Raw genomic sequence first — 25,153 nt, 5'->3', positions numbered from 1 at the left:
TATAGGCCGCCGGACGGCCGCTTATACTCGCGGACCGTTCACCCGCCAGGATCGCCTTGCCGATGCGCCGTCGCTTGCTTGCACCCCTGCTGCTCTGCGCAGCAACCGCCCAGGCCGACGAAGGCATGTGGATGCCCTCGCAACTGCCCGACATCGCCACGCAGCTCAAGGCCGCGGGCTACAAGGGCGATCCCGCGCAACTGGCCGACCTCACCCGCGCGCCGATGAACGCGGTGGTGAAGGTGGGCGGCGCCACCGGCGCCTTCGTGTCGAAGGACGGCCTGGTGCTGACCAACCACCACGTGGCGTTCGGCGTCATCCAATACAACGCCAAGCCCGATCGCGACCTCATCCACGACGGCTTCATCGCGGCCGACCGCGCCGGCGAACTTCCGGCCAATCCCGACTTCCGCGTGCTGGTGACCACCGGGTTCGACCGCATCACCGATCGCATCCTCGGAAACGCGCGCGGCAAACAGGGCCGCGCGTATTTCGACGCGATCGACGCCGCCACCAAGGCCGTCGTCGCCGATTGCGAACGCGAGGCCGGCACGCGCTGCAGCGTCGCGAACATGGATTACGGCAGCGACTTCTACCTCATCAGGCAACTCGAACTGCGCGACATCCGCCTCGTGTACGCGCCGCCCGACGCCATCGGCAACTACGGCGACGAGGTCGACAACTTCATGTGGCCGCGCCATTCGGGCGATTTCACGTTGTTGCGCGCCTACGTCGGCAAGGACGGCAAGCCGGCCGATTACGCGCCGGACAACGTGCCCTACGCGCCGCCCGCGCACCTGCAGGTGTCCACGCGCGACGTGCAACAGGGCGACTTCGCGATGCTCGCCGGCTACCCGGGCATCACGTATCGCCATCGCATGGCCTCGGAGTTCAAGAACCAGATCGAATGGCAACTGCCTTCGCGCGTGGCGCTGTTCGACGGGCTGATCGACACGATCGACGCCGCCGCGAAGGGCGACAAGACCGCGCAGGTCGCGTACGCCTCGCAGGTGCAGTCGATGAAGAACAACCTCAAGCGCGCGCAGGGCGAACTCGACGGCCTGCGCCGCAGCGACGCGGTGCGCGTGCGCAATACCGAGGAAGCCGCGTTGCTCGCCTGGTTGGACAAACAGCCCGACGGTGCGACCGCACGCAAGGACATCGATGCCGCGCAGTTGCTGCTGGCCGATGCGATGGCCACGCGCGACCGCGACCAGCTCGTTTCCTCGATCCGCGGTTCGACGCAACTGCTGCGCGCCGCGCTCACCGTGCAACGCCGCGCCATCGAACGCGCCAAGCCCGATGCGGAGCGCGAATCGGGTTACCAGGAACGCGACGAAGCCTTGATCGTCGGCGCCTTGAAGCAAGTGCAGCGCCGCTACGACGCAAAGGTGGAGAAGGCGATCCTCGCGCACCTGCTCGCGCAATATCGCGCGCTGCCGGCCGCGCAGCGCCTGCCGGAAATCGACGAGGTCTTTGGCACGACCGACGCAATCGCGACGGCGAAACTCGACGCGCTGTACGCCGGCACGAAGCTCGGCGACGAAGCGCTGCGACTGGGCACGCTGCAGGACGCGAACGTCGCGGCGAGCACCGACCCGCTGCTCGTCGCCGCGAAAACGCTGTTGCCGGCATACCTGCGCATCGAAGATGAGGGCAAGCAGCGCGAAGGCGAGCTGTTGCGCCTGCGACCTGCCTACATGCGTGCGCTGAGTGCCTACAGCAAATCACAGGGCCGCGCGGTGTACCCCGATGCGAACTCCACGCTGCGCGTGAGTTACGGCAAGATCACGCCGATGTCGCCGCGCGACGGCGTCGACTATCGTCCGCTGACGACGGTGCAGGGCATCGTCGAGAAGCACACCGGAAAGGCGCCGTTCGATGCGCCCAAGCCGCTGCTCGATGCGATCGCGAAAGGCGATTTCGGAACCACCGCCGACCCCGTCCTCAAGACGCAGACGGTCGACCTGATGACCAACCTGGACACCACGGGCGGCAACTCCGGCTCGCCGGTGCTGGATGCGGACGGAAAACTCATCGGCCTGAACTTCGACAGCAACTGGGAGGCGGTGAGTGCGAGCTGGTATTACGACCCGCGTTACAAGCGTGCGATCCACGTGGACATGCGCTATCTGCGCTGGCTCCTGGCGAAGGTCTATCCCGCGCCCGGTTTGTTGCAGGAAATGAACCTTCCGGCCGAGTAGGCATTCAAGAAAGTTCTGCTGGAGCGCGCCCCCGGGGCGCCTCCAGTCTTCTCGCACGGGCCATCCGGCCCACGACGAGGAGCACCCCATGCGCCTGTTACGAATCGCAGTGGCCGCCGGCCTGCTGCTTCCGCTCGCGGCGCATGCCGCGAAGCCGGTGACCTGCGCGAAGATCGACCGGGCGCAGGTCGTCGCACTGTTCGAGACATGGAACGCGACGGCCATGAAGGGCACGCCCGCGCAATTGGCCGCGCTGTACACCGACGACGCCGTCCTGCTGCCTGCCGTGTCGAACAAGCCGCGCTACACCAGGGCCCAGCGCATCGAATACTTCTCGAAGTTCGACCAGAAGCGGGCCGTCGGCCGCGTCGACGAACACCACGTGCAGTTGGGTTGCAACGCCGCGATCGACTCCGGCGTGTACACCTTGGCGCTCGCGCAGGGCGGGCACGTCAAGGCGCGTTACACCCTGGTGTACGTCCACGACGGCAAGCGCTGGCTGATCGCCAACCACCCATTCTTCGGCGATGCCCTCGATCCACGAGCCGGAGTGAACCTCAGGCGTCGGGCAGGCTGTAATCGAAGGTGTAGAAGTGCTGGTCATCGACGATGTCGATGGCCATGCGCCCCTGCAATCCCGCGAGGCCGTCGGTGCCCGAGTCGGGGACCACGGCCAGGTCGAGCGACGGCGTGCCGCGCGCCATCACGCCCAGGTGGCGGAAGAGGAACGTGCCGCCGCGGCCTTCGAGCGTGGCGACGACGCGTTCGATCGCGACATAACACCCCGAGCCCGGCGTGGCGGTCATCGCCGCCATCATGTGCACGACGCTGGTGGCTTGCAGCGGGCCTTCGAAAGTCTTGTCGAAACGGAAATGCCCGGCCTCCACGCCATCGCCCATGTCGACGGCCGGTTGTGCACTGCGCTTGACCTCGAACGTGCCTTTCGCCTGCGTCATCGGAGTTGCTCCGTGGAGGGAAGCGCATGTTAGGCTGCGGGCGTCGCGGATTCCCATGCCAGCCGGCCCCGTTTTCCGACACGCGTCATCGCAACTGGTCCCACCGGGCGCACCGCGCCCGATCCCGCAATCCGTTCCGCCGGCTCGCAAGGTTGTCCGCGCTCCTTCCACACCCGGAGCGTGCGAATGAAAGTCCTGGCCTGCGATGGCATCCATGAAGACGGTTTGGCGCTGTTCCGGCTCGCGGGCTGGGATGTCGCGGTCGCCGAACCCATCAAGAATCCCGACGACCTCGCCGCGGCCCTCGCCGACGTCGATGCCTTGCTCGTCCGTTCGGCAACGCCGGTACCTGCCGCGGCGCTCGAACATGCGCGACGCCTGCGCGTGATCGGCCGCGCCGGCGCGGGCGTGGACACCATCGACGTCGACGCCGCCACGGCCAGGGGCATCGCGGTGATGAACGCACCCGACGGCAACACGCTCGCTGCGGCCGAACATGCGCTCTCGCTGTTGTTCGCGCTCGCACGCCACATCCCGCGCGCCGACGCGGGCATGAAAGCCGGGCAATGGCCGAAGGCGGGCCTCACCGGTTTCGAACTCGAGGGCAAGCGCCTGGGCGTCGTCGGCCTGGGCCGCATCGGCGGCACCGTTGCGCGCAAGGCGCAGGGCATCGGGATGGAAGTCGCGGCCTACGATCCCTTCCTGCCCGCATCGGCGGCGGGGAAGGGCAGCGTGCCGCTGAAGTCGCTCGACGACCTGCTCGCGTGGGCCGACATCGTCACGCTGCACATCCCGCGCACGAAGGAAACCACGCACCTGCTGTCCGAAGCGCGGCTGCGCGCGATGAAGCCCGGTGCCTACCTCATCAATGCCGCGCGCGGTGGGCTCGTCGACGAAGCTGCGCTGTTGCGCCTGCTCGACGAAGGTCACATCGCCGGCGCGGCGCTCGACACCTTCGCGACCGAACCCTTGCCGAGCGATTCACCGCTTCGCCCGCATCCCAAGCTCATCCTCACGCCGCACCTGGGTGCATCGACCAGCGAAGCCCAGCAGGCGGTCAGCACGATCCTCGCGCGGCAGGTGATCGATTTCGTCGCCACCGGCGCCGTCGCCGGTTGCGTCAACCTTCCGCCGCTCACCGCGGAGGCCGCGCGCGAAGTCGGCCCGTGGATGCCACTGATGTCGTCGCTGGGCCGCCTCGCAGCGCGCCTGGTGCGCGCGCCCACCCAACTGACCGTGACCTATGCCGGACGCACCGACGCGCTCGACACGCGCCCGCTCACGCGCCTGCTCGTGGCCGCGTTGCTCGGCCAGCACTCCGGCCGGGTCACGCCCGTCAACGCGCTGCAGGAAGCCCATGCGCGCGGCCTGGTCGTGGCCGAAACGATCGGCGGCGACGGCGATGGGTTCGACCGCCTGCTGCGCATCCGCGTGGAAGGCGCAGACCGCGTGCGCGAGATCGAAGCGACCCTGCACCGCGGCCCGCGCGTCGTGCGCCTGGATGGCGTCGAGATCGAATTCGATCCGCAAGCCCATGTGTTGCTGCTGCGCAACGAAGACCGGCCGGGCATGATCGGCATCGTCGGTTCGCAACTGGGCGCCGCGGGCATCAACATCGTGAACTTCGCGCTCGGTGCGGCCGGCGACGGGCAGGCGCGCGCCGCCATCACCGTCGACCAACCGCTCGACGACGCGCAATTGGCCACCCTGCGCGCCACGCCCGGCGTGCTTTCGCTGCAACAGGTCTGACAAAAATGAAAATCCTGCTCGCCCGCCACGGCGAAACCGCGTGGAATGCCGAAGGCCGTTACCAGGGCCAGGAAGACATTCCGTTGTCCGACGTCGGCGAAGCGCAGGCGCGTTCGCTCGGCGAACGCCTGCGGCACGTCCACATCGATCGCGCGGTCGCATCCCCATTGAAGCGCGCGCTGCGCACGGCCGAACTCGCGCTGGGCGAAGATCGCGTCGCGAAACTCACCACCGACGCCGGGCTGATGGAAATCGCGCACGGCACGTGGGAAGGCCTGCTCGCCGCGGAGATCCGCGAACGCGACCCCGACCGCCTGCACGCATGGCGCCACGCCCCGCACGAAGTCCTGATGCCCGAAGGCGAATCGTTGCAGCACGTCGTCGACCGCGCGTGGCCCGCGTTGCAACGCGCCGCCGAAGGCCTCGGGGCGCAGGACACCCTGCTCGTCGTCGCGCACGATGCGGTGAATCGCGTGCTGTTGTGCAAGGTGATGGGCCTGCCGCTGGCGCGCCTGTGGACCTTCCGCCAGGCGCCGACGACGCTGAATCTGCTCGAAGGCGACGACATCGATCACCTGGACATCGTGCGCATGAACGATGCGACGCATCACACGGCATTGTTCGGCGAAGCCGTGCACCGGGCGCTGTGATGGCGCTGCAGCGCACCTTGGACGACTGGCTCGACTACATCGAGCGCCAGCATCCGAAGTCCATCGAACTCGGGCTAGAACGCGTGCGCGCAGTTGCGCAGCGCATGGAACTAGTCGCCCCGGCGGAGAAATCGATCCTCGTCGCCGGTACGAACGGCAAAGGCTCCACGGTCGCCTTCCTCGAAGCGATCGCGCGCGCGTCTGGCCTGCGCGTCGGCACCTACACCTCGCCGCATCTGCTGCGTTACAACGAACGCGTGCGCATCGACGGCGCGGAAGCGGACGACGCGCACCTGGTCGATGCCTTCGAAGCCGTCGAAGCCGCGCGCGGCGACACTCCGCTGACGTATTTCGAATACGGCACCCTCGCTGCGTTGTGGTTGTTCGATCGGGAACGCCTGGATCTCGCAATCCTCGAAGTCGGCCTCGGCGGGCGCCTGGATGCGGTCAACATCGTCGATGCGGATGTCGCAGTGATCACGACGGTGGACCTCGACCACCAGGATTGGCTCGGCAACGACCGCGAAGCGATCGGCAAGGAGAAAGCCGGCATCGCGCGTGGCTGGAAGCCGCTGGTATTGGGCGAAGACGATCCGCCGTCGAGCGTGCTCGGCCACGCGTATCGCATCGGCGCCTCCGCGATCCGCGCGAATTGCGATTTCTTCTTCGAACCCAACGATGACGGAAGCTGGCGCTGGCGCGAAGTCAATTTCGCGATCGACCTGCCAATGCCGGCGCTCGCCGCGCCGGTGCAGATGCGCAACGCGGCGACGGCCATCGCGGCCTTGCGGGCGCTCGATGTCCCGATGACGCGCGAGGCGCTCGGCGAAGGGGTGGCGGGCGCGCACCTGGCCGGTCGCCTGCAATGCTTGCGCAAGGACGGCATCGACATCGTCCTCGACGTCGGCCACAACCCGCAGGCCGCGCGCGCACTGGCGCAATGGCTCGCCGCTACGTCCGTCGAAGGTCGCACGCTGGCGGTCTACGCCGCGCTCGCAGACAAGGATGCGGCGGGTGTGGTCGCGGCGCTGGCCCCGCACATCGATGCCTGGTGGCTCGCCGGAATCGGCGACGCAGGGCCGCGCGGCACCGATGTCGAGGCCTTCGCCGCACGCCTTGCCGGCACGCAGGCCGCGGAAGGCGCGCGCCACGCCACGGTTTCGGCGGCGCTCGCGGCCGCGCTGGCGGAAGCGAGACCGGGCGATCGGATGTTGGTCTTCGGTTCGTTCCACACCGTCGCCGATGCGATGCGTGCCCTGGGTTCAGAAGGCGGCGCGGGGCGAAGGCTATAATTGCCGCCGGCAACATCGCCCGGTCGCCGTGGTCCAAGCCCTCTCGATGGAACCCGCACTGAAACAGCGCCTCGTCGGCGCAGCCGTGTTGGTCGCGCTGGCCGTGATCTTCCTTCCCATGCTGATCCAGGGGCCCGCGCCCGAAAGCGGCGTGGCCGATGTCCCGCTGGAAGCGCCGGCCGCACCGCAAGGCGAGTTCGAAACCCGCGACCTCCCGCTGGTCGCGCCCGAAGGCGAGCCGGCCGAAGGTGCGCTCGGGATGGAGAGCACGCCGGCGCAGCCCGCGATCGCGAGCGCGGCGAGCGTGAAGCCCGCAGCACCGGCGACGGTCGTGAGCGCCCCGCTCAAGGATGCCGCGACGGCCACGACCACCCAGACGCTCCCCGAAGACGCCGCACCGCAGGCGCCCGCGGCGATCTACCCCGCGCCGACCGCGGGCGGCAACTACGCGGTGAACGTCGGCAGCTTCGGCAGCGCCGGCGCCGCCGACACCCTCGTCGGTTCGATGCGCACCGCCGGGCTGGCCGCGTTTCGTGAAGCGGGCAGCGTCGATGGCAAGACCGTGCAGCGCGTGCGCGTCGGTCCCTTCGCCACGCGTCCGCAGGCAGAAGAGGCGCGCTTGCGCGCGGCCAAGGTCAAGGGCACCGCGACGCCGCGCGTCGTGGCGCTCGATGCCGAAGTCGCTGCCGCCACGCCGCCGAAGACGGTCGCCACCGCCGCCAAGCCGACGACCAAGCCTCCCGCGCCGCGCACCATCGCCCCGAAACCGACGGTCGCCTCAGTGCCCGCCGCTTCCGGGACCGGGTTCGCCGTCCAGCTCGCCGCGTTCAGCAAGTCGGCCGATGCCGACGCCCTGCGCGACAAGCTGCGCGCCGCCGGATTCAGCGCCTTCACCGAAGCGGTGTCCACCGACAAGGGAACCCTCACCCGCGTCCGGGTGGGCCCGGTGTTGAATCGCGCCGAAGCGGACCAACTCAAGGCGCAGGTCAAGAGCAAAGTCGGCCTGGATGGCGTCGTCCGTCCGCATCCCTAAAGCGTCAGGAATCCCCAATCCATGTGCGGCATCGTCGGAATCGTCGGAACCTCGGAAGTCGCAGCGCAGCTCTACGACGGCCTCACCGTGCTGCAGCACCGCGGCCAGGACGCTGCGGGCATCGCCACCACCGACCGCCACCGGCTGCGCGTGCACAAGGGCAACGGCTTGGTGCGCGACGTCTTCGACGCGCAATCGATGTCGCTGCTCGAAGGCCGCGTGGGCATCGCGCACTGCCGCTACCCCACCGCCGGTTCCGAAGGCGCGGACGAATCACAGCCCTTCTACGTCAACTCGCCCTACGGCATCGCGCTGGCGCACAACGGCAACCTCGTGAACACCGACGCGCTGCGCCGCGAAGTGTTCGAACAGGACCGTCGCAACGTCAACACCGAATCCGATTCCGAAGTCCTGCTCAACGTCTTCGCGCATGAGCTCGACACCCAGAAGGCGCTGACACCGCAATCGGTGTTCAAGGCCGTCGAAGGCGTGAACCGTCGCGCGAAGGGCGGCTACGCCGTCGTGTGCGCGGTCCTCGGCCTGGGCCTGGTCGCCTTTCGCGATCCGCACGGTATCCGCCCGCTGGTGCTCGGCAAGCGTTCGTCCGCCGGCGGCGACGAATACTGCGTTTCCTCCGAATCGGTCGCGCTGGACATCCTCGGCTTCGAACGCGTGCGCGACGTCGCGCCCGGCGAAGCGGTCGTGATCACCGCGCGCGGCGAATTGTTCACGCAACAGACCGCGCCGTCCGACCTGACGCCGTGCATCTTCGAGTTCGTGTACTTCGCACGCCCCGACTCGATGATCGACGACATCTCGGTGCACAAGGCGCGCATGCGCATGGGCGTGACGCTCGGCGAGAAGATCCTGCGCCTGCGCCCGGACCACGACATCGACGTCGTGATCCCGATCCCCGACACCTCGCGCGATGCCGCACTGGAAATCGCGAACACGCTCAACGTGAAGTACCGCGAGGGCTTCATCAAGAACCGCTACGTCGGCCGCACCTTCATCATGCCGGGGCAGGGCGAGCGCGCGAAGTCGGTGCGTCGCAAGCTCAATCCGATCCCGCTGGAATTCCGGGGCCGCAACGTGCTGCTTGTCGACGACTCCATCGTCCGCGGCACCACCTCGCGCCAGATCGTGCAGATGGCGCGCGACGCCGGCGCGAAGAAAGTGTATCTCGCCTCCGCCGCGCCGCCGGTGCGCTATCCGAATGTCTACGGCATCGACATGCCTTCCACCGACGAACTCGTCGCGCACGGCCGAACCGAGGCGGAGATCGAACAATTGCTCGGCTGCGACTGGTTGATCTACCAGGACCTCGCCGATCTCGAGACCGCCGTCGCCGGGCCGAAGCATGTCGGCCGCAAGTTCGACAGCTCGTGTTTCAGCGGCGAATACGTGACGGGCATCGACCCCGACTATTTCGAACGCATCCGCCAGTTGCGCTCGGACGACGCGAAAAAGAAACGCCGCATCGCGTCCTGACGCCATGGCCTCGCTGTTCGATGCAGCGCGCGCGTGCCTCGACGCGGACACGCCCGAGGCCAAAGTCGCATTGACCGCGCAGGCCGCGGCGGATTTCGCCGACGGCATGTTCGCCACGCTGGAAGACGAGCGCGAACCCGATCCGATCCGCATGCCCGGGCGCCCGCAGCGCCCGCGCCTCGTGCATCCGCGCGACCTCCCGCGTCGCGGCTTCGGCAGCGACGAAGGGCGCGCAGCCTTCATCCACGCCGTCGCGCACATCGAATTCAATGCGATCGACCTGGCGTGGGATGCGGTGTATCGCTTCCGTCATTTCCCCGCCGACTACTATCGCGATTGGGTGGGCGTCGCCGCCGACGAAGCGCGCCATTTCGCGATGCTGCGCGAACGCCTGCAGGCGTTCGGCCACGACTACGGCGATTTCGATGCGCACAACGGCCTGTGGGAAATGGCGGAGAAGACCGCGCACGATGCACTGGCGCGCATGGCGCTCGTGCCGCGCGTGCTCGAAGCGCGCGGACTCGACGTCACGCCCGGCATGATCGACAAACTCCGTTCGCTCGGCGACGACAAGACCGCCGACATCCTCGTCGTCATCCTGCGCGAGGAAGTCGCGCACGTCGCCGCGGGCTCACGCTGGTATCGCTGGTGTTGCCAGGTGCACGACATCGAGCCACACGCGATGTTCCGCGAGCTGCTCGCCGAATACGCACGCCCGGTGCTGCATGGCCCGTTCAACCTCAAGGCGCGCAGGGCGGCGGGCTTCGATGACGAGGAACTGGCGTCGCTGCAGCAACTCGACGCCGAATCGAAGCGGTAACTCAGCCCAGCGCGGACAATTTCGCGCCGTCGCGATCCACGCGCAACACCGAACCCTGTTCATACCAATCGCCGAGCACGATCCGCGTGCCGTGCTTCTCGTCGTGCACGTTCGGCCGATGCGTGTGCCCGTGGATGAGGCGCGGAATCCCGAATCGGCCCATCGCCGCGTCGACCGTCGCCGGCGCGACATCGGTGATCGCTTCCATCAACCCCTCGCGCTGCAACCCCGACTGGTGCGCCTGGCTCGCAGCGCGTGCTTGCTGCGCGAACGCGATGCGGCTTTCCAAGGACTGCGACAGGAATTGCGCCTGCCACTTCGGATCGCGCGTCTGCGCACGGAACGCCTGGTAGGCCGTGTCGCCCGTGCACAAGGTATCGCCGTGCATCAACACCGCGGGCGTGCCTTCGATCACCACGACGGCGGGATCCGGGAGAATGCGCATGCGCGCACGCGCCGCGTAATCCTCGCCGAGCAGGAAATCGCGATTGCCACGAATGAAGTACGACGGCGTGCCGGAACGTGCAAGCGCTGCGAGGCGATCGGCCACGAACGCGCCGACCTCCGAAGGATCGTCATCGCCCACCCACGCCTCGAACAGATCGCCCAGGATGTAGAGCGCATCGGCCCCACGGGCTTCACTTTCCACGAAATCACCGAACAACGCGGTCATCGCGGGTCGTTCGGCGTCGAGGTGGAGGTCGGAAATGAAGAGCGTGGTCATCGCGGGCATTCTAAGCGGCCGAGGCGTAAAATCGCGGACTTTCCGATTCGTCACCTGCGACCCCCATGGCCGTCCGCACCCGTTTCGCCCCGAGCCCCACCGGTTACCTCCACATCGGCGGCGCGCGCACCGCGCTGTATTGCTGGCTGGAGGCGCGCCGCCACGGTGGCGCCTTCATCCTGCGCGTGGAAGACACCGACCGGGAGCGCAGCACGCAGGCGGCGATCGACGCGATCCTCGAGGCGATGGAATGGTTGGGCCTGGATTACGACGAGGGCCCGGTCTACCAGACGCAGCGCCTTGCGCGCTACCGCGAAGTCGCCGAGCAGATGGTGCGCGAAGGCACGGCGTACTACGCCTATGAGACGAAGGAAGAACTCGAGGCGATGCGCGAAGCGGCGATGGCCGCCAGCGAGAAGCCGCGTTACAACGGCGCGTATCGCGAAGCGAATGCGGGCTTCCGCGACGACCGCAATCGCGTCATCCGCTTCAAGAACCCCGTCGATGGCACCGTCGTGTGGGACGACAAGGTCAAGGGACGCATCGAGATTGCCAACGGCGAGCTCGACGACCTGGTGATCTTCCGTTCCGACGGCTACCCGACGTACAACTTCGCGGTCGTGGTCGACGACATCGACATGCAGGTCAGCGATGTCGTGCGCGGCGACGACCACGTCAACAACACGCCGCGGCAGATCAACATCTATCGCGCGCTCGGCAAGCCGGTGCCGCATTTCGCGCACCTGCCGATGATCCTCGACGAGCAGGGCGCCAAGTTGTCCAAGCGCACGGGCGCGGCGGACGTCATGCAGTATCGCGACGCCGGCTACCTCCCGCACGCGCTGCTGAATTACCTCGCGCGCCTGGGTTGGTCGCATGGCGACCAGGAGATCTTCTCGATCGCCGAACTGATTTCGCTGTTTGACCTGAAGGACGTCAACGCGAAGGCCTCGCGCCTGGATTCGCAGAAGCTGGGCTGGCTCAACCAGCAGTACCTGAAATCCGACGATCCGGTCGAAGTCGGCAAGCACCTCGAATGGCACCTGCGCAAGGCCGGGTACGACCTCGCACAGGGGCCGAGGCCGGCCGACATCGTCATCGCCATGCGCGACCGCGTGCAGACCCTGAAGGACATGGCCGAGCGCGCAGCGGTGTGGTTCGGTCCCCTCACGACCTACGACGATGCCGCCGTCGCCAAGCACCTCACCGCCGGTGCGCGTGCGCCGCTCGCCGACGCGCGCGATCGCCTCGCCGCGCTGGCGCAATGGTCCGCCGAGGGCGTGAGCCAGGCCCTGCATGCGTGCGCAGAAGCGCTCGGCATCGGCATGGGCAAGGTCGCGCAGCCGATGCGCGTGGCGATCACCGGCACGCAGGTCAGCCCCGACATCTCGCATACCGTGTACCTCGCCGGGCGCGACCAGGCGCTGGCCCGCATCGACGCGGCCCTTGCAAAGCTGCCTGCCGGGGACTAATTCAAGACGATGGGCATCCACGCTTCCTGCACCGACCCCAAGCATCACGTCCACGATGGCGACGCCTTCGTGCACGAGGTCGAGCGGGCGTGCGAGGTGCGCGGGCTGAACCTCACGCCCATCCGCGCCACCGCGATGCGGCTGATCGCCGACGCGGGCCGCCCGATGAAGGCCTACGAGTTGCTCGATCGCATGAAGGCCACGCACGAAGGCGCCGCGCCGCCGACGGTGTATCGCGCGCTCGACTTCCTCGTCGAAAACGGGTTCGTGCACAAGCTGGCGTCGATCAACGCCTTCGTGGGTTGTCACCACCCGGGTGGGGAGGCACACGCGGTGCCCTTCCTGATCTGCGACGCGTGTCATTCGGCAACGGAGCTGGAGGACGACAGCATCGTCTCTTCGCTCGACGCCTCGGCGCGCGCGCTGGGCTTCGCGCCGCAGGCCCAGACGCTGGAAGTGCACGGCATCTGCGGCGCCTGCCGGGGCTGAACAGGGCAGGGAGCTCCCCCGTTCGGGGGTGTTCCCCTTGTTGGGGAATGTTATATTGTTTCACCGATGTCGCCCGCCCAAGCCTCCCATCGCTTCCTCGACCGCCTCGGCGCCGCCGGTTCGCTGGTGTGCGCCGTGCATTGCGCGTTGCTGCCGCTGGCGATCGCGGCCTTGCCGGCGCTTGGGCTCGCGTCGGCCAAATACGACGGATTCGAGCGGGCGTTCATCGCCTTCGCGACCCTGGTCGGCTGCTTCAGCGTGTTCTGGGGCTACCGCCGACACGGCGGGGTCCGCGCGTTGGGCCTGCTGATCCCGGGCCTGGCTGCGCTCTGGTCCGGCATCCTGCTTCCGCTGGTGCATCACAACCTGGTCTTGCACGCACTGGTGATGACCGCCGGCGGCACGCTCGTGGGCCTGGCGCACCTGGCCAACCTGCGGCTCGTCCACATCCACAACGCCAGTTGCGTCCATTGATCTGCTAGGCTTTGCGCCCTCGCGCGCAACCTGCGCGCAGATTTCGATACCGCATACCAGGAGCATCACGATGGGCAAGGGCGACCGCAAGACCGCCAAGGGCAAGCGTTACAACGCGAGCTACGGCAACGCGCGTTCCAGCGCGGCCACCAAGGCGACGGGCACGGGCGCCGCGCCGGCCGTGAAGAAGACCGCGACCAAGACGGCGGCTGCCGCCAAGGCCCCGGCGAAGAAGGTCGTGGCGAAGAAGACCGCTTCGAAGGAGTAATCCTTCGGCGCAAGCGTCAACGAAGAAGCCCCGCGATTGCGGGGCTTCTGCTTTTCCGGCCTTGCGCGGCGTGGTCAGTGCTTTCCGGCGTGCGCCTCGATCTCCCCCCACGCGCGCAGCAGGTTCCCGCCGAGGATCTTCCGGACATCGGCTTCCGAATACCCGCGCTTGAGCAAGCCATCGACGAGCACCGGATAGTCCTTCACCGACTTCAGGTCGACGGGCAGTTCGCCCGACACGCCATCGAAGTCCGAACCGATGCCGATGTGGTCCACGCCGACCAGCTTGACGCCGTAATCGATCTGGTCGAGCACCGCATCCACGTGCAACACCGGCGCCGGATGCGCCTTCGTGAACTGCTTTTCGAACGCGTCGATTTCCTCCGACGTCTTGCCGGCCTTCTTCATCGCCGCCATCTGCGCACGCTTGTCCGCCCACTCGCGCGACTGCTTGTCGGACAGGAACACCGTGCCGAAGGACACCTGGATCACGCCGCCTTCCTTCGCGATCGCTTTCGCCAGATCGTCGGGCAGGTTGCGATGCCAGGTCGGCGTGAAGTGGCGGAAGCCCGAGTGGCTCGCGATCACCGGGACGTCGGTGACACGCAACACGTCGCGCACCGCATCGTCGGAGACATGCGAGACATCGACGATGATGCCCAGGCGATTCATTTCGGCGACCACCTTTTCGCCGAACGGGCTCAGCCCGCCCCACTTGTGCGTTTCGACGTACGACGAGTCCGCGATCCGGTTGTCCGCGCCGTGGCACAGCGTGATGTAGCGGATGCCTCGGTCGAAGAAAAACTGCAGCTTGCCCAGGTCCTCGCCGATCGGGCCGCCGTTTTCCATGCCCATCGGCAACATGACCTTGCCGACGTTCTTTTCGACCTCCTTCGGCGAGAGCAGCAGCGCGAACTTGTCGGGCGCGCGCGCGATGAGCGAGCGCACCGCGTCGATCTGCAGGTTCGCGATCGTCCACGCCTTTCCGGCTTCGTCTTCCTCGGCCGAGGTGTAAATGGACATCCACGGCACGTCGAGGCCGCCTTCCTTCGCGCGCGGGTAATCGAACTCGCGCTTGGGCGCCAGCACGGTCAGGTCGTTCCAACTGTCGATCAGGTTTTCCGGTGCATCGATGTGCGTGTCGACGATGAGCGCGTCCTGCGCGAGCTTGCGCGCGGCAGCGGACGGTTCGGCGGCGTGCACGACACCGGCCAGGCACAACGGAAGAAGGGCCAAAACGTAACGACGCATGCAACGCACTCCCCGGACGAAGACAAGGTCACGCAATGCGGGCACCGCCTGCGTGGACGGAATGAACCAGATTCCCGCCGAGCCAATAGCACAACTCGGACGGATGGCGCACGTGCCAGGCGACGAAGTCGGCGCGCATTCCCACGCGCAACTGGCCGCGATCGTGCAGGCCGAGCGCACGCGCACCATGCATCGTCGCGCCGCGCAGCGCTTCCTCGGGCGTGAGGCGGAAGTGCGTGCACGCCAATTGCATCGCCTGGCGCAGCGACAACAAGGGGGACGTGCCCGGATTGCAATCGGTCGCCACGGCCATCGGCACACCGTGTGCGCGGAACAGATCAAGCGGCGGCAAGGTCGTGTCGCGCAACACGTGGAATGCGCCCGGCAGCAGCACGGCGACGGTGCCGTTTTCCGCCATCGCGCGCACGCCGGCGTCGTTGGTGTGCTCGACGTGGTCCGCGGACAGGCCGCCGAATTCCGCCGACAACTGCGCGCCACCCAGATCGCTCAACTGGTCGGCATGCAGCTTCACCGGAAGGCCCAGCGCCCGTGCCGATTCGAAGACACGCCGCGTCTGCGCGGGCGTGAACGCAATGCGTTCGCAGAAGGCGTCCACGGCATCGACGAGGTCTTCGGCATGGAGGTCCGGCAGCCAGGCGCACACGGCCTCGATGTATCCGTCGGCGTTGTCCTTGAACTCCGGCGGAAGTGCGTGCGCCGCCAGGTAGGTCGTGCGCACGGTGATGCCGAGCGTCCTGCCGATCTCGCGCGCAACACGCAGCATGCGGCGCTCGCTTTCGAAATCCAGTCCATATCCCGACTTGATTTCCAGCGTCGCCACGCCGTCGCGCAACAAGGCCTGCGCGCGCGGCAGCGACTGTTCGAGCAACGCAGCCTCATCGGCCTCGCGCACCGCACGCACGGTCGAAATGATCCCGCCACCCGCGCGAGCGATCTCTTCGTACGTCGCGCCCTGCAACCGCATTTCGAACTCGCGCGCGCGATCGCCCGCGAACACCAGGTGCGTATGCGCATCGACCAATGCCGGCGTGACCCAACCCGACGCACGGATCACCTCGCGCGCGAGTGCGTCGGGCGAACCCGGCAGTTCCGCGCGCGGCCCGACGAATGCCAGCACGCCATCCTTCCACGCGAGCGCGCCATCGCTGATCTCGCCGTAGCCCGCGGGGCCGGAGAGCGTCGCAAGGTCGGCGCCGAGGAGCAGGCCGTCGAAGGGGAGGTTGGCGTCGGGCATCCCCGTGGATTGTAGGGTCACGGCCGCGGGGCGAGAATGCCTGCATGGAGACCCTGCACGCGGAACGCCTCTGGACCCCCGGCGGCTGGCGCATCGACGCCGGCTTTACCCACGACGCGGGGCGCATCGTCGAATGCACCGGCGCGCAACCCAGCGAAGGCGCGGCGTGGGTGGTGCCCGGCCTGGCGAACCTGCATTCGCACGCGTTCCAGCGTGCGATGGCGGGGCAGGCCGAGCGACAGACCCACCCGCAGGATTCGTTCTGGACCTGGCGGGAGACGATGTACCGCTTCGCCGCGCGTTTCTCGCCCGACACGCTGCAGGCCGTCGCCGCGCAGTTGTATGTCGAAATGCTCGAAGCCGGTTACACGACGGTCTGCGAGTTCCACTACCTCCATCAATCGCCCGATGGCCGCCCGTATACCGATCCGGCCGCGATGTCGCACGCGCTGATCGCCGCCGCGCGCGAAACCGGGATCCGCCTCACGTTGCTCCCTGTGTTGTACATGACCGGCGGCTTCGACGGCCGCGCGCTCACGCAACGCCAGAAGCGCTTCGGCAATGACCTGGATGGGTTCGTCCGCCTGTTCGAAACCCTGCATGGCGAGCAGGATCAAACCCTGCGCGTGGGCATCGCGTTGCACAGCCTGCGTGCCGTACCGCCGGACGCGATGCAGCTGGTGATCGAGCAACTTCCCGACGAGACCCCGGTGCACATCCACATCGCCGAGCAACTGCCTGAAGTCGTCGACTGCGTGGCATTGCGCGGCGCGCGCCCTGTCGAATGGCTCCTCGCGAACGCGAACGTCAATCGCAACTGGACCCTCGTCCACGCAACCCACATGGCGCAAGCGGAAATCGAAGGCGTCGCGCGCAGCGGCGCAACGGTGGCCATCTGCCCGACGACCGAAGCCAACCTCGGCGACGGCCTGTTTCCGTTGCGCGCCTTCCTCGAGGCCGGGGGCTCGTGGGGCATCGGCTCGGATTCGCACGTGTCCGTGTCGCCGGTGGAAGAGCTGCGCTGGTTGGAATACGGGCAGCGCCTGGTCACGCACCACCGCAATGTCTCCGTCGGCACCACGACGACGAGCGCCGGCGAATCATTGCTGCACGATGCGCTGGCGAGCGCGGAGCCCTCGACCGGCCACGCGGTCGGCTGCTTCTACAACGGCGCCTGCGCCGATTGGCTGGTGCTCGATCGCGACGCACCGCAGTTCATCGGCGCCACCACGGACGATGCGATCGATCGCTGGCTGTTCGCCGGCAACGCGCCGCACATTCGCGAAGTGCATGTCGCCGGCAAGCAAGTCGTGCATGAAGGCAGGCACCGCGGGCGCGAGGCGATCTTCACGCGGTTCAAGGCGGCGATGCATACGCTGCTGGCGTGACGCAAGGCGATTCCAGGGCGAAGACCGGTTGGCGCACGCGTTCGCGACGCGTGTTCGAGAGCGCGATCATACGCGGCGACGATTGGGTCGACGCCGCCTTCGATCGTTTGAACACGCGTTTCGGGCGGCATCGGCCGCAGCACATCGCCGCGTATCGCGGATTCGCCGATGCACGGGGCGTCGAGCTGCTCGGCCGCGTGCTCGCGCAGAAACCGCTCGGCGGGCCGGGCGAACGCGACGATTGGTGGGACAACCTGCTCAACACGTATCGGCGCTTCGATACCGATGAAGTGCCGCGCGTGCCGATCGCGGCCACGTTCCGCGAGATGCGCCAGGACACGGTGACGGACCAGGAGGGCTACTACGCCGCAAGTTTCGTACCGACGGCCCCGGCAAGCGACACGTTGTGGTCGGAAGCACGCGTCGCATTGCAGGACGGCACGCTCGACACTGCGCAGCCCGTCCTGCAAGTGCTGCCATCGGCGCGCTTCGGCATCATCTCCGACATCGACGACACCATCCTGCAAAGCAGCATCACCGATTGGAAGATCGCCGCGCAGCTCACCTTCCTCGGCAACGCGCGCACGCGCAAGCCGCTGCTCGGCGTGGCGAAGTTGTACGCGGCATTGCAGGCGGAGACGAACCCGCTGTTCTATGTCTCCAGCTCGCCGTGGAATCTGTACGACCTGCTCGAGGACTTCCTCGAACTCAACGCGATCCCCGCCGGCCCGATCTTCCTGCGCGACATCGGCACCGACACCGGCAAGTTCATCAAGACGCCGGGGCATGGGCACAAGCTCGAGCGTGCCCGCACCCTGATCGCGCGCAACCCGCAATTGCGCTGGGTGTTGTTGGGCGACTCGGGCCAGGCGGACGCGGAGTTGTACGCGCAAGCGGCGCAGGAATTCGGCGACCGCATCGCCGCGATCTACATCCGCGATGTCGATCCCGATGCCGACAGCCCACTGGATGTCGGCGTCGACGCCTGGATCGGGACGGTCGCCGGAACCAAGGTACCGATGTTGCGCGCGAAGGATAGCGTCGCCATCGCCGAACACGCTGCGACATTGGGGTTGATCGCTCCGGCGGCGATACCGACGATCGTCGCGGAAGTGCGCAAGGACGCCGCACGACCGACGTTGACGGAGGCTGCGGTCCAGGAAGCCGTGGCGTCGCCACCCGGATCCACATGATCGTCGGCGACCGCCGAGCGCGATCCCTCGCGTTGGTTCCAGTGGTGCTCGCGCATGCGGAGGCGACATGGCCAGGATCCAAACGCGTCGACGTCTGCTTCGACAACTCGGCGGCGCCGGCGTCCTCGCGCTGGCATCGCCCTGGCGGACGGCCATCGCCGCGCTTGCGGCCACGCCCGCACAGACGGCGGGTCCATTTCGCCCAGAGCCACTGCCCCTGGAGCGCGACGCGGACCTCACGCTCGTCAAGGGCGCGAAAGCCCCTGCGGAAGGACACATCATCCAGGTGGCCGGTCGCGTGCTCGACGTGGACGGCAAGCCCATCCGCGGCGCGGTGATCGAGATCTGGCAGGCGAACACGCATGGGCGCTATGCCCATCCGCGCGACGTCAACCCTGCGCCACTGGACCCGAACTTCCAGGGCTATGCGCGCTTGATCACCGATGCGGACGGACGTTACCGCTTCAAGACCATCAAGCCCGGCGCGTACCCGATGAACCCGATGAATCCGGTCGCGGTGCGAACGCCGCACATCCATTTCGACGTCGCAGGCAAACGCACGCACCTGGTGACGCAGATGTATTTCCCCGGCGAAGCGCTCAACAAGGGCGATCGCATCTTCAGCGCGCTGGGTGCGAACGGCAGCGCCGCGGTGGCGACGTTGCTCCCGCCGACCGACGACATGGCCTCGAGCGAGTTGCTGTTCGGTTGGGACATCGTGCTCGCCTGAGCGTGCGCACACGGCGTCCGTGAGGCGAGACGCGGGCGCAAGACGCTGCAGAAGCGTCTGCTCGCCAACTCCGTCGGCAATGCGATCGCGCGCAGTGGTTAGTCTGCGGGCATGCGATTGCTGCTGCTCCTGTTGTTCTGGTTTGCGACGCCTGCCGGCGCGATGGTGGGGCGTGTCGATGCATTGCTGATCGACGACGTAGGCCTGGCCCGGACGAAGGTCGCGCTCGATGCGATGGTCGACGGCACCGTCGATGTCGCGTCGGTGCTGCGCGCGGTGGAGGAGATGGAGCGCGTCGTCGTCGTGGAGGTCGGCGTGGACGCTTCGGTCCGTGCGCGGGTCGACGGGTTGCTGCGTGTATTGCACGTCGCCGGCCCATGGAACGCGCATCGCCCGTTCGCGTACGACTTCGACGATCCCTTCGCGCGGGTGCCACGCAATCGCTTGCTCTCGACATATCTGGAAGCGCGGCGCGGCAACTGCGTCACGATGCCGGTGCTGTTCGCGATCCTCGGGCGGCGGCTCGGGCTGACGGTCGCGCTCGCCAAGGCCCCGCACCATTTGTTCGCAAAGGTGCGCAATGAGGACGGCACGTGGCTCAACCTCGAAGCGACGGGCGGCGGATTGAAGTCGGACGCGGGATACGTGCGCGACACCGGCATTTCCGAACGCGCCCTGGCCCACGGCGTGTACCTGCGACCACTCACGCGGGAAGAGGAGATCGCGGCGCTCTCCGCCGACGTCGCGGCAGCCCTGGAACGGCGTGGCGCGTTCGAAGACGCCATCGCGATCGCCGAACGCATGCTGCAGATCGATCCGAAGGATGTCGACGCGATGGTGCGCCTGGGCTCCCTCCACGGCCGCATCCTCGATCGCGACTTCCACGATCGATGGCCCGATCCGGCCGACGTACCAGGCGCGCGACACGCCGAATACCGCGAACGCAGCGCGGCAAACGCTGCATGGTTCGCGAAAGCGGAGGCCCTGGGCTGGCGCCAGCCCATGCCGGAAGAGGAAGCGGCTTACTTGCGTGCGACCGAACGCGCGCGCTTGCCCGCGCTGCCCCTCATCCCGCCTTCGTGACGATCCGGATCTGGCTGTGCAAGGTCCGGTGGACCGGGCACTTGTCGGCGATCTGCATCATGCGTGCGCGCACCTTCTCGTCGATGTCGCCTTCGATCCAGACCGTGCGCGAAAGGCAATCGACTTTCGCATTCGGGTCCAGTTCGCAATTCTCGCAGTCGACCTCATGCACCTTGTCGTGTCGCACGTGCACGCGGATGTCGGTCACCGCCAGGTGCTTCGCCTTCGCGTAGGCGTGCAAGGTCATCGTCGTGCACGCCGCGAGCGCGCCGGACAGCAAGCCGTAGGGCGAGGGACCCGCGTTCGTGCCGCCGACGGAGACCGGTTCATCCGCCAGCAGCGGATGCCCACCGATGTCGAGTGTCGTGCGGAAGCCCGTGTTGTCGGAATGCGCCCGGGCCTGGCCTTCTTCCTGGCCGGCAGGCAGCGTCGCGTCGTCAGCCATGTCGAACTCCTCGCGCGCCGTGCACGCTCAAACCATCGGCAGCTTCAGGCCCTGTTCCCTGGCGCATTGCTTCGCGATCTCGTAACCGGCATCGGCGTGGCGCATCACGCCGGTGCCGGGGTCGTTCCACAACACGCGTGCGATGCGCTGGTCGGCGGCTTCGCTGCCATCGCACACGATCACGACGCCCGAGTGCTGCGAGTAGCCCATGCCCACGCCGCCACCGTGGTGCAGCGACACCCACGTCGCGCCACCGGCGACGTTGAGCATCGCGTTGAGCAGCGGCCAGTCGCTGACGGCGTCGCTGCCGTCGCGCATCGCTTCGGTTTCGCGGTTGGGCGAAGCCACGCTGCCGCTGTCCAGGTGATCGCGGCCGATCACGATCGGCGCACTGAGTTCACCGTTGCGCACCATTGCGTTGAAGGCGAGCCCGAGCTTGTGGCGCAGGCCCAGGCCGACCCAGCAGATGCGCGCGGGCAGGCCCTGGAAGCTGATGCGCTCCTTCGCCATGTCGAGCCAGCGGTGCAGGTGCGCGTCGTCGGGAATGAGTTCCTTGACCTTCGCGTCGGTCTTGTAGATGTCTTCCGGATCGCCGGAGAGCGCGACCCAGCGGAACGGGCCGATGCCGCGACAGAACAGCGGGCGCACGTACGCCGGCACGAAACCCGGGAAGTCGAACGCGTTCGCGCAGCCTTCGTCCTTCGCCATCTGGCGGATGTTGTTGCCGTAGTCGAACACGGGGATGCCCATGTCTTCGAAGGCGAGCATCGCTTCGACGTGCACGCGCATCGATTTCTTCGCGGCATCACGGACGCGGCCCGGATCTTCGCTCTGCATGCGCAGCCACTGCTCGACCGTCCAGCCGATCGGCAGGTAGCCATGCACCGGATCGTGCGCGGACGTCTGGTCGGTCACCGCATCCGGGCGCACGCCGCGTCGCACGAGTTCGGGCAGGATTTCCGCGGCGTTGCCGAGCAGCGCGATCGACTTCGCAATACCGGCAGCCGTGTACTTCTCGATGCGTGCGAGTGCGTCGTCGAGATCGGTCGCCTGTTCGTCGACGTAGCGCGTGCGCAGGCGCATGTCGATGCGCGACTGCTGGCACTCGATGTTGAGCGAGCTCGCACCGGCGAGCGAGGCGGCCAGCGGTTGCGCGCCGCCCATGCCGCCGAGGCCAGCGGTCAGGATCCACTTGCCGGTGAGGTCGCCGTCGTAATGCTGGCGGCCCATCTCGACGAAGGTCTCGTACGTGCCCTGCACGATGCCCTGCGACCCGATGTAGATCCACGAGCCGGCCGTCATCTGGCCGTACATCATCAGGCCCTTCTTATCGAGCTCGTTGAAGTGTTCCCACGTTGCCCAATGCGGCACCAGGTTGGAATTTGCGAGCAGCACGCGCGGGGCATCAGCGTGCGTCGGGAAGACGCCGACGGGCTTGCCCGACTGGATCAACAGGGTTTCGTCGTCGCGCAGGGTTTTCAGCGCCGCGAGGATCGCGTCGAAGCATTCCCAATCGCGCGCCGCACGGCCGATGCCGCCATAGACCACGAGTTCGGCGGGATTCTCGGCCACTTCGGGGTCGAGGTTGTTCTGCAGCATGCGGAACGGCGCCTCCGACAGCCAGGACGGGCAGGACAACTGGCTGCCGCGCGGGGCGCGAATCGTGCGGCTGTAATCCTTGCGGGTCGACATCGAGCGCTCCGGCGCGTGGGGACCCGCGATTATCCCTCAGCCCTGCGGGCAGGTCTTGCGCCCGGCACGGAAGTCGGCGACTTCGGCATCGGTGGCGGGCCTGGGCGCAGCACCGCCATCGAGCAGCACGCGCCAGGTGCCGTCGCTGTCGCGATGCCAGGTCGAGACGAAGGTGGAGAGCGAAACGCGCCGGGGCGTCTTGCCGGCGGGCGATTCGAGCAGGGCGCGGCCGGTCGAATACGCGATGTCGCCCTCGCCGCCGATGGCGACGGCCGTGGGATACCACGACAACACGAGCGCCGAGCCATCGACGATGCCCGCCCAATCCTTCACCACCGCGGCGCGGCCGCGCACCGGGGCGCCCGAGCCCACGCCGAACACCGCGCCGGTGTTGACGAAATCGGCGAAGGCTTTCGCATCGTGCGCCTTGACGCTGTCGGCGAACGCGAGTTCGCGCGCCCAGACCGCGCATTCGGCCTTGCTGAAGGTCGGCGACCTCGCGGCTTCCTGCGCCAACACCGGCGAGGAGACAGGCAGGCCGGCAAGGATTCCGACAACGAGGGCGATGCGCATGACCGACTCCATGGTGGGCGAAAGTCGCCACCTTGCGCCTGCCGGTGGCTGCAGGCCAGCGACTTAAGTCATGCGATTGCGGTCACGGGGTCGACGCGGGCCCGCCGTATCATCGCGCGATGGGGATCCTGTTCCGGGCCGCGCTCGCCCTGCTGCTGAGCTTCGGACTCGCGTCCTGCGCCGCCACCCGGCCGGGGGACGCGCCGCCCGTGCTGCTGGTCTCGATCGACGCGTTTCGCGCCGATTACCTGGATCGCGGCGTGACGCCCAACCTGGTGCGAATCGCGAACGCAGGGGTCCGCGCCGACGGCATGCGCCCGTCCTATCCCTCGCTGACGTTCCCGAACCACTACACGCTGGTCACCGGCCTGCGCCCGGATCGCCACGGTCTGGTGCACAACACGATGCACGATGCACGGCTGGGCGAGTTCCGGGCGGCCAACGAAGACAACGCAAGCGACGCACGCTGGTGGAACGGTGCCGAACCGATCTGGGTGACGGCGGAAAAACACGGACTGGCGACGGCGACGATGTTCTGGCCCGGCTCGCAGGCGCCGATTCGCGGCGTGCGCCCCACGCATTGGCGCGCGTACGACAGCGCATTCCCCGACGACGCGCGTGTCGACCAGGTCGTCGCGTGGCTCGCCGAACCCGCGCCGCGCATCCGCCTGGCGACGCTGTACTTCGAACGGCTCGACAAGACCGGGCACGACTACGGCCCCGATTCGCCGCAGATGCTGGAGTCGTTCGCGCGGATCGATGCGTCGATCGGCCGCCTGCTCGATGGTTTGCAGGCGAACGGCCTGCGGGATCGCGTCAACCTGGTGATCGTCTCCGATCACGGCATGGCAGAAGTGGCGCCGGGGCATGTTGTCTCGATCGAGGACATGGTCGATCCGCGGGACGCAGGCGTGGTGTCGACCGGGCAGGTCGTCGGCTTCGCGCCACAACGCGGGCATGCGGACGCTGCGGAGCGCGCATTGCTCGGCCGCCACGGCCACGCCGAATGTTGGCGCAAGTCGCAACTGCCGCCACGGTGGAAATTCGGCACGCATCCGCGCGTGCCGCCCATCGTGTGCCAGATGGACGAAGGCTGGGACGCGATCCTGCGCGACGCAGTCGCCAGGCGTCCCGCGCATCCGCGCGGTTCGCACGGCTACGATCCAGCGTTGCCTTCGATGCGCGCGTTGTTCATCGCGCAGGGCCCGGCATTCGTGCCGGGCGTGCGGTTGCCGGTGTTCGACAACGTCGATGTGTATCCATTGTTGGCACGCTTGATCCACGTGCCACCGGGCGAACACGATGGCAGCACGGACGTGTTCACGCCCGCGCTGCGTTGAACGCCATCAGCGGCGCGAATGGCCCGCTTCAAGCTCGGCACGCGACAGGAAACCGTCGCGATTCTCGTCGAGCCACGCGAAGCGGTCGGCCATGCGCGGCATCTTGTCCTGCACTTCGACGCGGCCGAGTTTGCCATCGCGATTCAGATCGGCTTCCTTGAAGCGCGCATCGAACTCGGCACGGCGCTCCGCCTCGCGCAGCGGGCGCATGCGCTCGTGGTACGCAGTCGCTTCGGAACGGACGATGTAACCGTCGCGGTTGGCGTCGAGCGCGGCGAAGGCCGGTTCGTCATGCTTGCGCTTTCCCGCACGCGCGGCGCGCTCGGGATGCTGCGCGCGCGTGGCGTCGCGTTGGGCGCGGCCGGCATCGAATTCGGTGCGGCTGATGCGGCCGTCGTTGTCGGTGTCGAGACGTTCGAGGCCGCCGTGGTGCATGCCGCGATGGGCGCCGGCGGTGCCCGCGGGCGTTTGTGCAAAAGACAGCGCGGGCAGCAGGAGCAGCGCCGCGGCGAGGGCATGGATCTTCATCTGGACTCCGTCGTGCACGGCAGGGGCGCCGCGCGTGGTTCCGGTAACGCCTGC

The 25,153-nt window shown here is 67.7% G+C and carries 24 protein-coding genes and 1 pseudogene; 17 read left to right on the top strand and 8 right to left on the bottom strand.

What is annotated here, in order from left to right; translation table 11 throughout:
• The first annotated feature begins 62 nt into the window (after window positions 1-62).
• Window positions 63-2,204 (top strand): S46 family peptidase, encoded by a 2,142-nt coding sequence (locus ACXJJ8_RS04240; protein ID WP_499027137.1) that lies wholly within the window; start codon window positions 63-65, stop codon window positions 2,202-2,204.
• An 88-nt stretch (window positions 2,205-2,292) separates the two neighbouring features.
• Window positions 2,293-2,658 (top strand): annotated as a pseudogene (locus ACXJJ8_RS04235) (DUF4440 domain-containing protein); the annotation flags it as partial.
• Between the two features lie 103 nt (window positions 2,659-2,761).
• Here the strand turns inward: ACXJJ8_RS04235 and ACXJJ8_RS04230 are convergent.
• Window positions 2,762-3,160, bottom strand: a complete 399-nt coding sequence (locus ACXJJ8_RS04230; RefSeq protein ID WP_499027136.1) for a DUF3224 domain-containing protein — start codon at window positions 3,158-3,160, stop codon at window positions 2,762-2,764.
• Window positions 3,161-3,346: 186 nt separating this feature from the next.
• Here ACXJJ8_RS04230 and serA point away from each other — a divergent pair, with 186 nt between their 5' ends.
• From serA to ACXJJ8_RS04200, 6 genes are read left to right on the top strand one after another with little or no spacing between them, the layout of a single operon-like run.
• Entirely contained in the window at window positions 3,347-4,909 is a 1,563-nt protein-coding gene (gene serA, locus ACXJJ8_RS04225; protein WP_499027135.1) for a phosphoglycerate dehydrogenase, read from the top strand.
• A gap of 5 nt (window positions 4,910-4,914) precedes the next feature.
• Window positions 4,915-5,559: a histidine phosphatase family protein gene (locus tag ACXJJ8_RS04220; RefSeq protein ID WP_499027134.1), complete on the top strand. Its 645-nt coding sequence runs from the start codon at window positions 4,915-4,917 to the stop codon at window positions 5,557-5,559.
• Window positions 5,559-6,851: a bifunctional tetrahydrofolate synthase/dihydrofolate synthase gene (gene folC / locus ACXJJ8_RS04215; protein ID WP_499027133.1), complete on the top strand. Its 1,293-nt coding sequence runs from the start codon at window positions 5,559-5,561 to the stop codon at window positions 6,849-6,851. Before ACXJJ8_RS04220 ends, folC begins: the two co-directional genes overlap by 1 nt.
• 46 nt (window positions 6,852-6,897) lie before the next feature.
• Complete coding sequence (locus ACXJJ8_RS04210) at window positions 6,898-7,884, top strand: SPOR domain-containing protein (RefSeq protein WP_499027132.1); 987 nt, start codon at window positions 6,898-6,900, stop codon at window positions 7,882-7,884.
• Window positions 7,885-7,905: 21 nt separating this feature from the next.
• Window positions 7,906-9,375: an amidophosphoribosyltransferase gene (gene purF, locus ACXJJ8_RS04205; RefSeq protein ID WP_499027131.1), complete on the top strand. Its 1,470-nt coding sequence runs from the start codon at window positions 7,906-7,908 to the stop codon at window positions 9,373-9,375.
• Window positions 9,376-9,379: 4 nt separating this feature from the next.
• Window positions 9,380-10,195, top strand: coding sequence for a ferritin-like domain-containing protein (locus ACXJJ8_RS04200; RefSeq protein WP_499027130.1), 816 nt, complete (start codon window positions 9,380-9,382; stop codon window positions 10,193-10,195).
• A 1-nt stretch (window position 10,196) separates the two neighbouring features.
• Here the strand turns inward: ACXJJ8_RS04200 and ACXJJ8_RS04195 are convergent, their stop codons facing one another.
• The gene (locus ACXJJ8_RS04195; protein WP_499027129.1) at window positions 10,197-10,919 is read right to left on the bottom strand and encodes a UDP-2,3-diacylglucosamine diphosphatase; all 723 of its coding nucleotides are present in this window, start codon (window positions 10,917-10,919) and stop codon (window positions 10,197-10,199) included.
• A gap of 65 nt (window positions 10,920-10,984) precedes the next feature.
• On the opposite strand from ACXJJ8_RS04195, the gene gltX reads away from it, so the two are divergent.
• The 4 genes from gltX (at window position 10,985) to ACXJJ8_RS04175 (ending at window position 13,622) form a co-directional block, all read left to right on the top strand.
• On the top strand, window positions 10,985-12,391 hold the full coding sequence (gltX, locus tag ACXJJ8_RS04190) for a glutamate--tRNA ligase (protein WP_499027128.1): 1,407 nt from the start codon (window positions 10,985-10,987) through the stop codon (window positions 12,389-12,391).
• 9 nt (window positions 12,392-12,400) lie between these two features.
• Window positions 12,401-12,880 (top strand): transcriptional repressor, encoded by a 480-nt coding sequence (locus tag ACXJJ8_RS04185; RefSeq protein ID WP_499027127.1) that lies wholly within the window; start codon window positions 12,401-12,403, stop codon window positions 12,878-12,880.
• A 66-nt stretch (window positions 12,881-12,946) separates the two neighbouring features.
• Window positions 12,947-13,354 (top strand): MerC domain-containing protein, encoded by a 408-nt coding sequence (locus tag ACXJJ8_RS04180; RefSeq protein ID WP_499027126.1) that lies wholly within the window; start codon window positions 12,947-12,949, stop codon window positions 13,352-13,354.
• Window positions 13,350-13,622 (top strand): 30S ribosomal protein THX, encoded by a 273-nt coding sequence (locus ACXJJ8_RS04175; protein WP_499027200.1) that lies wholly within the window; start codon window positions 13,350-13,352, stop codon window positions 13,620-13,622. Before ACXJJ8_RS04180 ends, ACXJJ8_RS04175 begins: the two co-directional genes overlap by 5 nt.
• Window positions 13,623-13,696: 74 nt before the next feature.
• Here the strand turns inward: ACXJJ8_RS04175 and ACXJJ8_RS04170 are convergent, their stop codons facing one another.
• Complete coding sequence (locus ACXJJ8_RS04170; RefSeq protein WP_499027125.1) at window positions 13,697-14,872, bottom strand: dipeptidase; 1,176 nt, start codon at window positions 14,870-14,872, stop codon at window positions 13,697-13,699.
• Between the two features lie 28 nt (window positions 14,873-14,900).
• Window positions 14,901-16,127 carry an imidazolonepropionase gene (hutI, locus tag ACXJJ8_RS04165; RefSeq protein ID WP_499027124.1) on the bottom strand — a complete coding sequence of 409 codons (1,227 nt, stop codon included), beginning with the start codon at window positions 16,125-16,127 and terminating at the stop codon, window positions 14,901-14,903.
• A 44-nt stretch (window positions 16,128-16,171) separates the two neighbouring features.
• Between hutI and ACXJJ8_RS04160 the strand changes: the two genes are divergently transcribed.
• The 4 genes from ACXJJ8_RS04160 (at window position 16,172) to ACXJJ8_RS04145 (ending at window position 20,521) form a co-directional block, all read left to right on the top strand.
• A complete protein-coding gene (locus tag ACXJJ8_RS04160; RefSeq protein WP_499027123.1) occupies window positions 16,172-17,515 on the top strand; it encodes a formimidoylglutamate deiminase in 1,344 nt (447 codons plus the stop codon).
• Window positions 17,512-18,708: an App1 family protein phosphatidate phosphatase gene (locus ACXJJ8_RS04155; protein WP_499027122.1), complete on the top strand. Its 1,197-nt coding sequence runs from the start codon at window positions 17,512-17,514 to the stop codon at window positions 18,706-18,708. Before ACXJJ8_RS04160 ends, ACXJJ8_RS04155 begins: the two co-directional genes overlap by 4 nt.
• Window positions 18,709-18,775: 67 nt before the next feature.
• Window positions 18,776-19,438, top strand: a complete 663-nt coding sequence (locus ACXJJ8_RS04150) for a dioxygenase family protein (protein ID WP_499027121.1) — start codon at window positions 18,776-18,778, stop codon at window positions 19,436-19,438.
• Window positions 19,439-19,549: 111 nt separating this feature from the next.
• The gene (locus ACXJJ8_RS04145) at window positions 19,550-20,521 is read left to right on the top strand and encodes a transglutaminase family protein (protein ID WP_499027120.1); all 972 of its coding nucleotides are present in this window, start codon (window positions 19,550-19,552) and stop codon (window positions 20,519-20,521) included.
• On the opposite strand, the gene ACXJJ8_RS04140 is transcribed toward ACXJJ8_RS04145, so the two are convergent.
• From ACXJJ8_RS04140 to ACXJJ8_RS04130, 3 genes are read right to left on the bottom strand one after another with little or no spacing between them, the layout of a single operon-like run.
• The gene (locus ACXJJ8_RS04140) at window positions 20,505-20,966 is read right to left on the bottom strand and encodes an OsmC family protein (protein WP_499027119.1); all 462 of its coding nucleotides are present in this window, start codon (window positions 20,964-20,966) and stop codon (window positions 20,505-20,507) included. The genes ACXJJ8_RS04145 and ACXJJ8_RS04140 overlap by 17 nt on opposite strands.
• A gap of 27 nt (window positions 20,967-20,993) precedes the next feature.
• Window positions 20,994-22,658, bottom strand: coding sequence for a urocanate hydratase (gene hutU / locus ACXJJ8_RS04135; RefSeq protein ID WP_499027118.1), 1,665 nt, complete (start codon window positions 22,656-22,658; stop codon window positions 20,994-20,996).
• A gap of 36 nt (window positions 22,659-22,694) precedes the next feature.
• Window positions 22,695-23,231, bottom strand: coding sequence for a YybH family protein (locus tag ACXJJ8_RS04130; RefSeq protein WP_499027117.1), 537 nt, complete (start codon window positions 23,229-23,231; stop codon window positions 22,695-22,697).
• A 119-nt stretch (window positions 23,232-23,350) separates the two neighbouring features.
• Between ACXJJ8_RS04130 and ACXJJ8_RS04125 the strand changes: the two genes are divergently transcribed.
• A complete protein-coding gene (locus ACXJJ8_RS04125) occupies window positions 23,351-24,571 on the top strand; it encodes an alkaline phosphatase family protein (RefSeq protein ID WP_499027116.1) in 1,221 nt (406 codons plus the stop codon).
• Between the two features lie 6 nt (window positions 24,572-24,577).
• On the opposite strand, the gene ACXJJ8_RS04120 is transcribed toward ACXJJ8_RS04125, so the two are convergent.
• Complete coding sequence (locus ACXJJ8_RS04120) at window positions 24,578-25,099, bottom strand: EF-hand domain-containing protein (RefSeq protein ID WP_499027115.1); 522 nt, start codon at window positions 25,097-25,099, stop codon at window positions 24,578-24,580.
• Window positions 25,100-25,153 lie beyond the last annotated feature (54 nt).

It is taken from the genome of Lysobacter sp. P5_C4, assembly GCF_054049695.1.
This window is presented reverse-complemented; position numbering and strand designations above follow the sequence as displayed.

What these genes read in the sequence shown, in the direction of transcription:
- ACXJJ8_RS04240 (WP_499027137.1), top strand. Translation starts at nt 63, where the DNA reads ATGCGCCGTCGCTTGCTTGCACCCCTGCTGCTCTGCGCAGCAACCGCC.
- ACXJJ8_RS04230 (WP_499027136.1), bottom strand. Translation starts at nt 3,160, where the DNA reads ATGACGCAGGCGAAAGGCACGTTCGAGGTCAAGCGCAGTGCACAACCG.
- serA (WP_499027135.1), top strand. Translation starts at nt 3,347, where the DNA reads ATGAAAGTCCTGGCCTGCGATGGCATCCATGAAGACGGTTTGGCGCTG.
- ACXJJ8_RS04220 (WP_499027134.1), top strand. Translation starts at nt 4,915, where the DNA reads ATGAAAATCCTGCTCGCCCGCCACGGCGAAACCGCGTGGAATGCCGAA.
- folC (WP_499027133.1), top strand. Translation starts at nt 5,559, where the DNA reads ATGGCGCTGCAGCGCACCTTGGACGACTGGCTCGACTACATCGAGCGC.
- ACXJJ8_RS04210 (WP_499027132.1), top strand. Translation starts at nt 6,898, where the DNA reads ATGGAACCCGCACTGAAACAGCGCCTCGTCGGCGCAGCCGTGTTGGTC.
- purF (WP_499027131.1), top strand. Translation starts at nt 7,906, where the DNA reads ATGTGCGGCATCGTCGGAATCGTCGGAACCTCGGAAGTCGCAGCGCAG.
- ACXJJ8_RS04200 (WP_499027130.1), top strand. Translation starts at nt 9,380, where the DNA reads ATGGCCTCGCTGTTCGATGCAGCGCGCGCGTGCCTCGACGCGGACACG.
- ACXJJ8_RS04195 (WP_499027129.1), bottom strand. Translation starts at nt 10,919, where the DNA reads ATGACCACGCTCTTCATTTCCGACCTCCACCTCGACGCCGAACGACCC.
- gltX (WP_499027128.1), top strand. Translation starts at nt 10,985, where the DNA reads ATGGCCGTCCGCACCCGTTTCGCCCCGAGCCCCACCGGTTACCTCCAC.
- ACXJJ8_RS04185 (WP_499027127.1), top strand. Translation starts at nt 12,401, where the DNA reads ATGGGCATCCACGCTTCCTGCACCGACCCCAAGCATCACGTCCACGAT.
- ACXJJ8_RS04180 (WP_499027126.1), top strand. Translation starts at nt 12,947, where the DNA reads ATGTCGCCCGCCCAAGCCTCCCATCGCTTCCTCGACCGCCTCGGCGCC.
- ACXJJ8_RS04170 (WP_499027125.1), bottom strand. Translation starts at nt 14,872, where the DNA reads ATGCGTCGTTACGTTTTGGCCCTTCTTCCGTTGTGCCTGGCCGGTGTC.
- hutI (WP_499027124.1), bottom strand. Translation starts at nt 16,127, where the DNA reads ATGCCCGACGCCAACCTCCCCTTCGACGGCCTGCTCCTCGGCGCCGAC.
- ACXJJ8_RS04160 (WP_499027123.1), top strand. Translation starts at nt 16,172, where the DNA reads ATGGAGACCCTGCACGCGGAACGCCTCTGGACCCCCGGCGGCTGGCGC.
- ACXJJ8_RS04150 (WP_499027121.1), top strand. Translation starts at nt 18,776, where the DNA reads ATGGCCAGGATCCAAACGCGTCGACGTCTGCTTCGACAACTCGGCGGC.
- ACXJJ8_RS04145 (WP_499027120.1), top strand. Translation starts at nt 19,550, where the DNA reads ATGCGATTGCTGCTGCTCCTGTTGTTCTGGTTTGCGACGCCTGCCGGC.
- ACXJJ8_RS04140 (WP_499027119.1), bottom strand. Translation starts at nt 20,966, where the DNA reads ATGGCTGACGACGCGACGCTGCCTGCCGGCCAGGAAGAAGGCCAGGCC.
- hutU (WP_499027118.1), bottom strand. Translation starts at nt 22,658, where the DNA reads ATGTCGACCCGCAAGGATTACAGCCGCACGATTCGCGCCCCGCGCGGC.
- ACXJJ8_RS04130 (WP_499027117.1), bottom strand. Translation starts at nt 23,231, where the DNA reads ATGCGCATCGCCCTCGTTGTCGGAATCCTTGCCGGCCTGCCTGTCTCC.
- ACXJJ8_RS04125 (WP_499027116.1), top strand. Translation starts at nt 23,351, where the DNA reads ATGGGGATCCTGTTCCGGGCCGCGCTCGCCCTGCTGCTGAGCTTCGGA.
- ACXJJ8_RS04120 (WP_499027115.1), bottom strand. Translation starts at nt 25,099, where the DNA reads ATGAAGATCCATGCCCTCGCCGCGGCGCTGCTCCTGCTGCCCGCGCTG.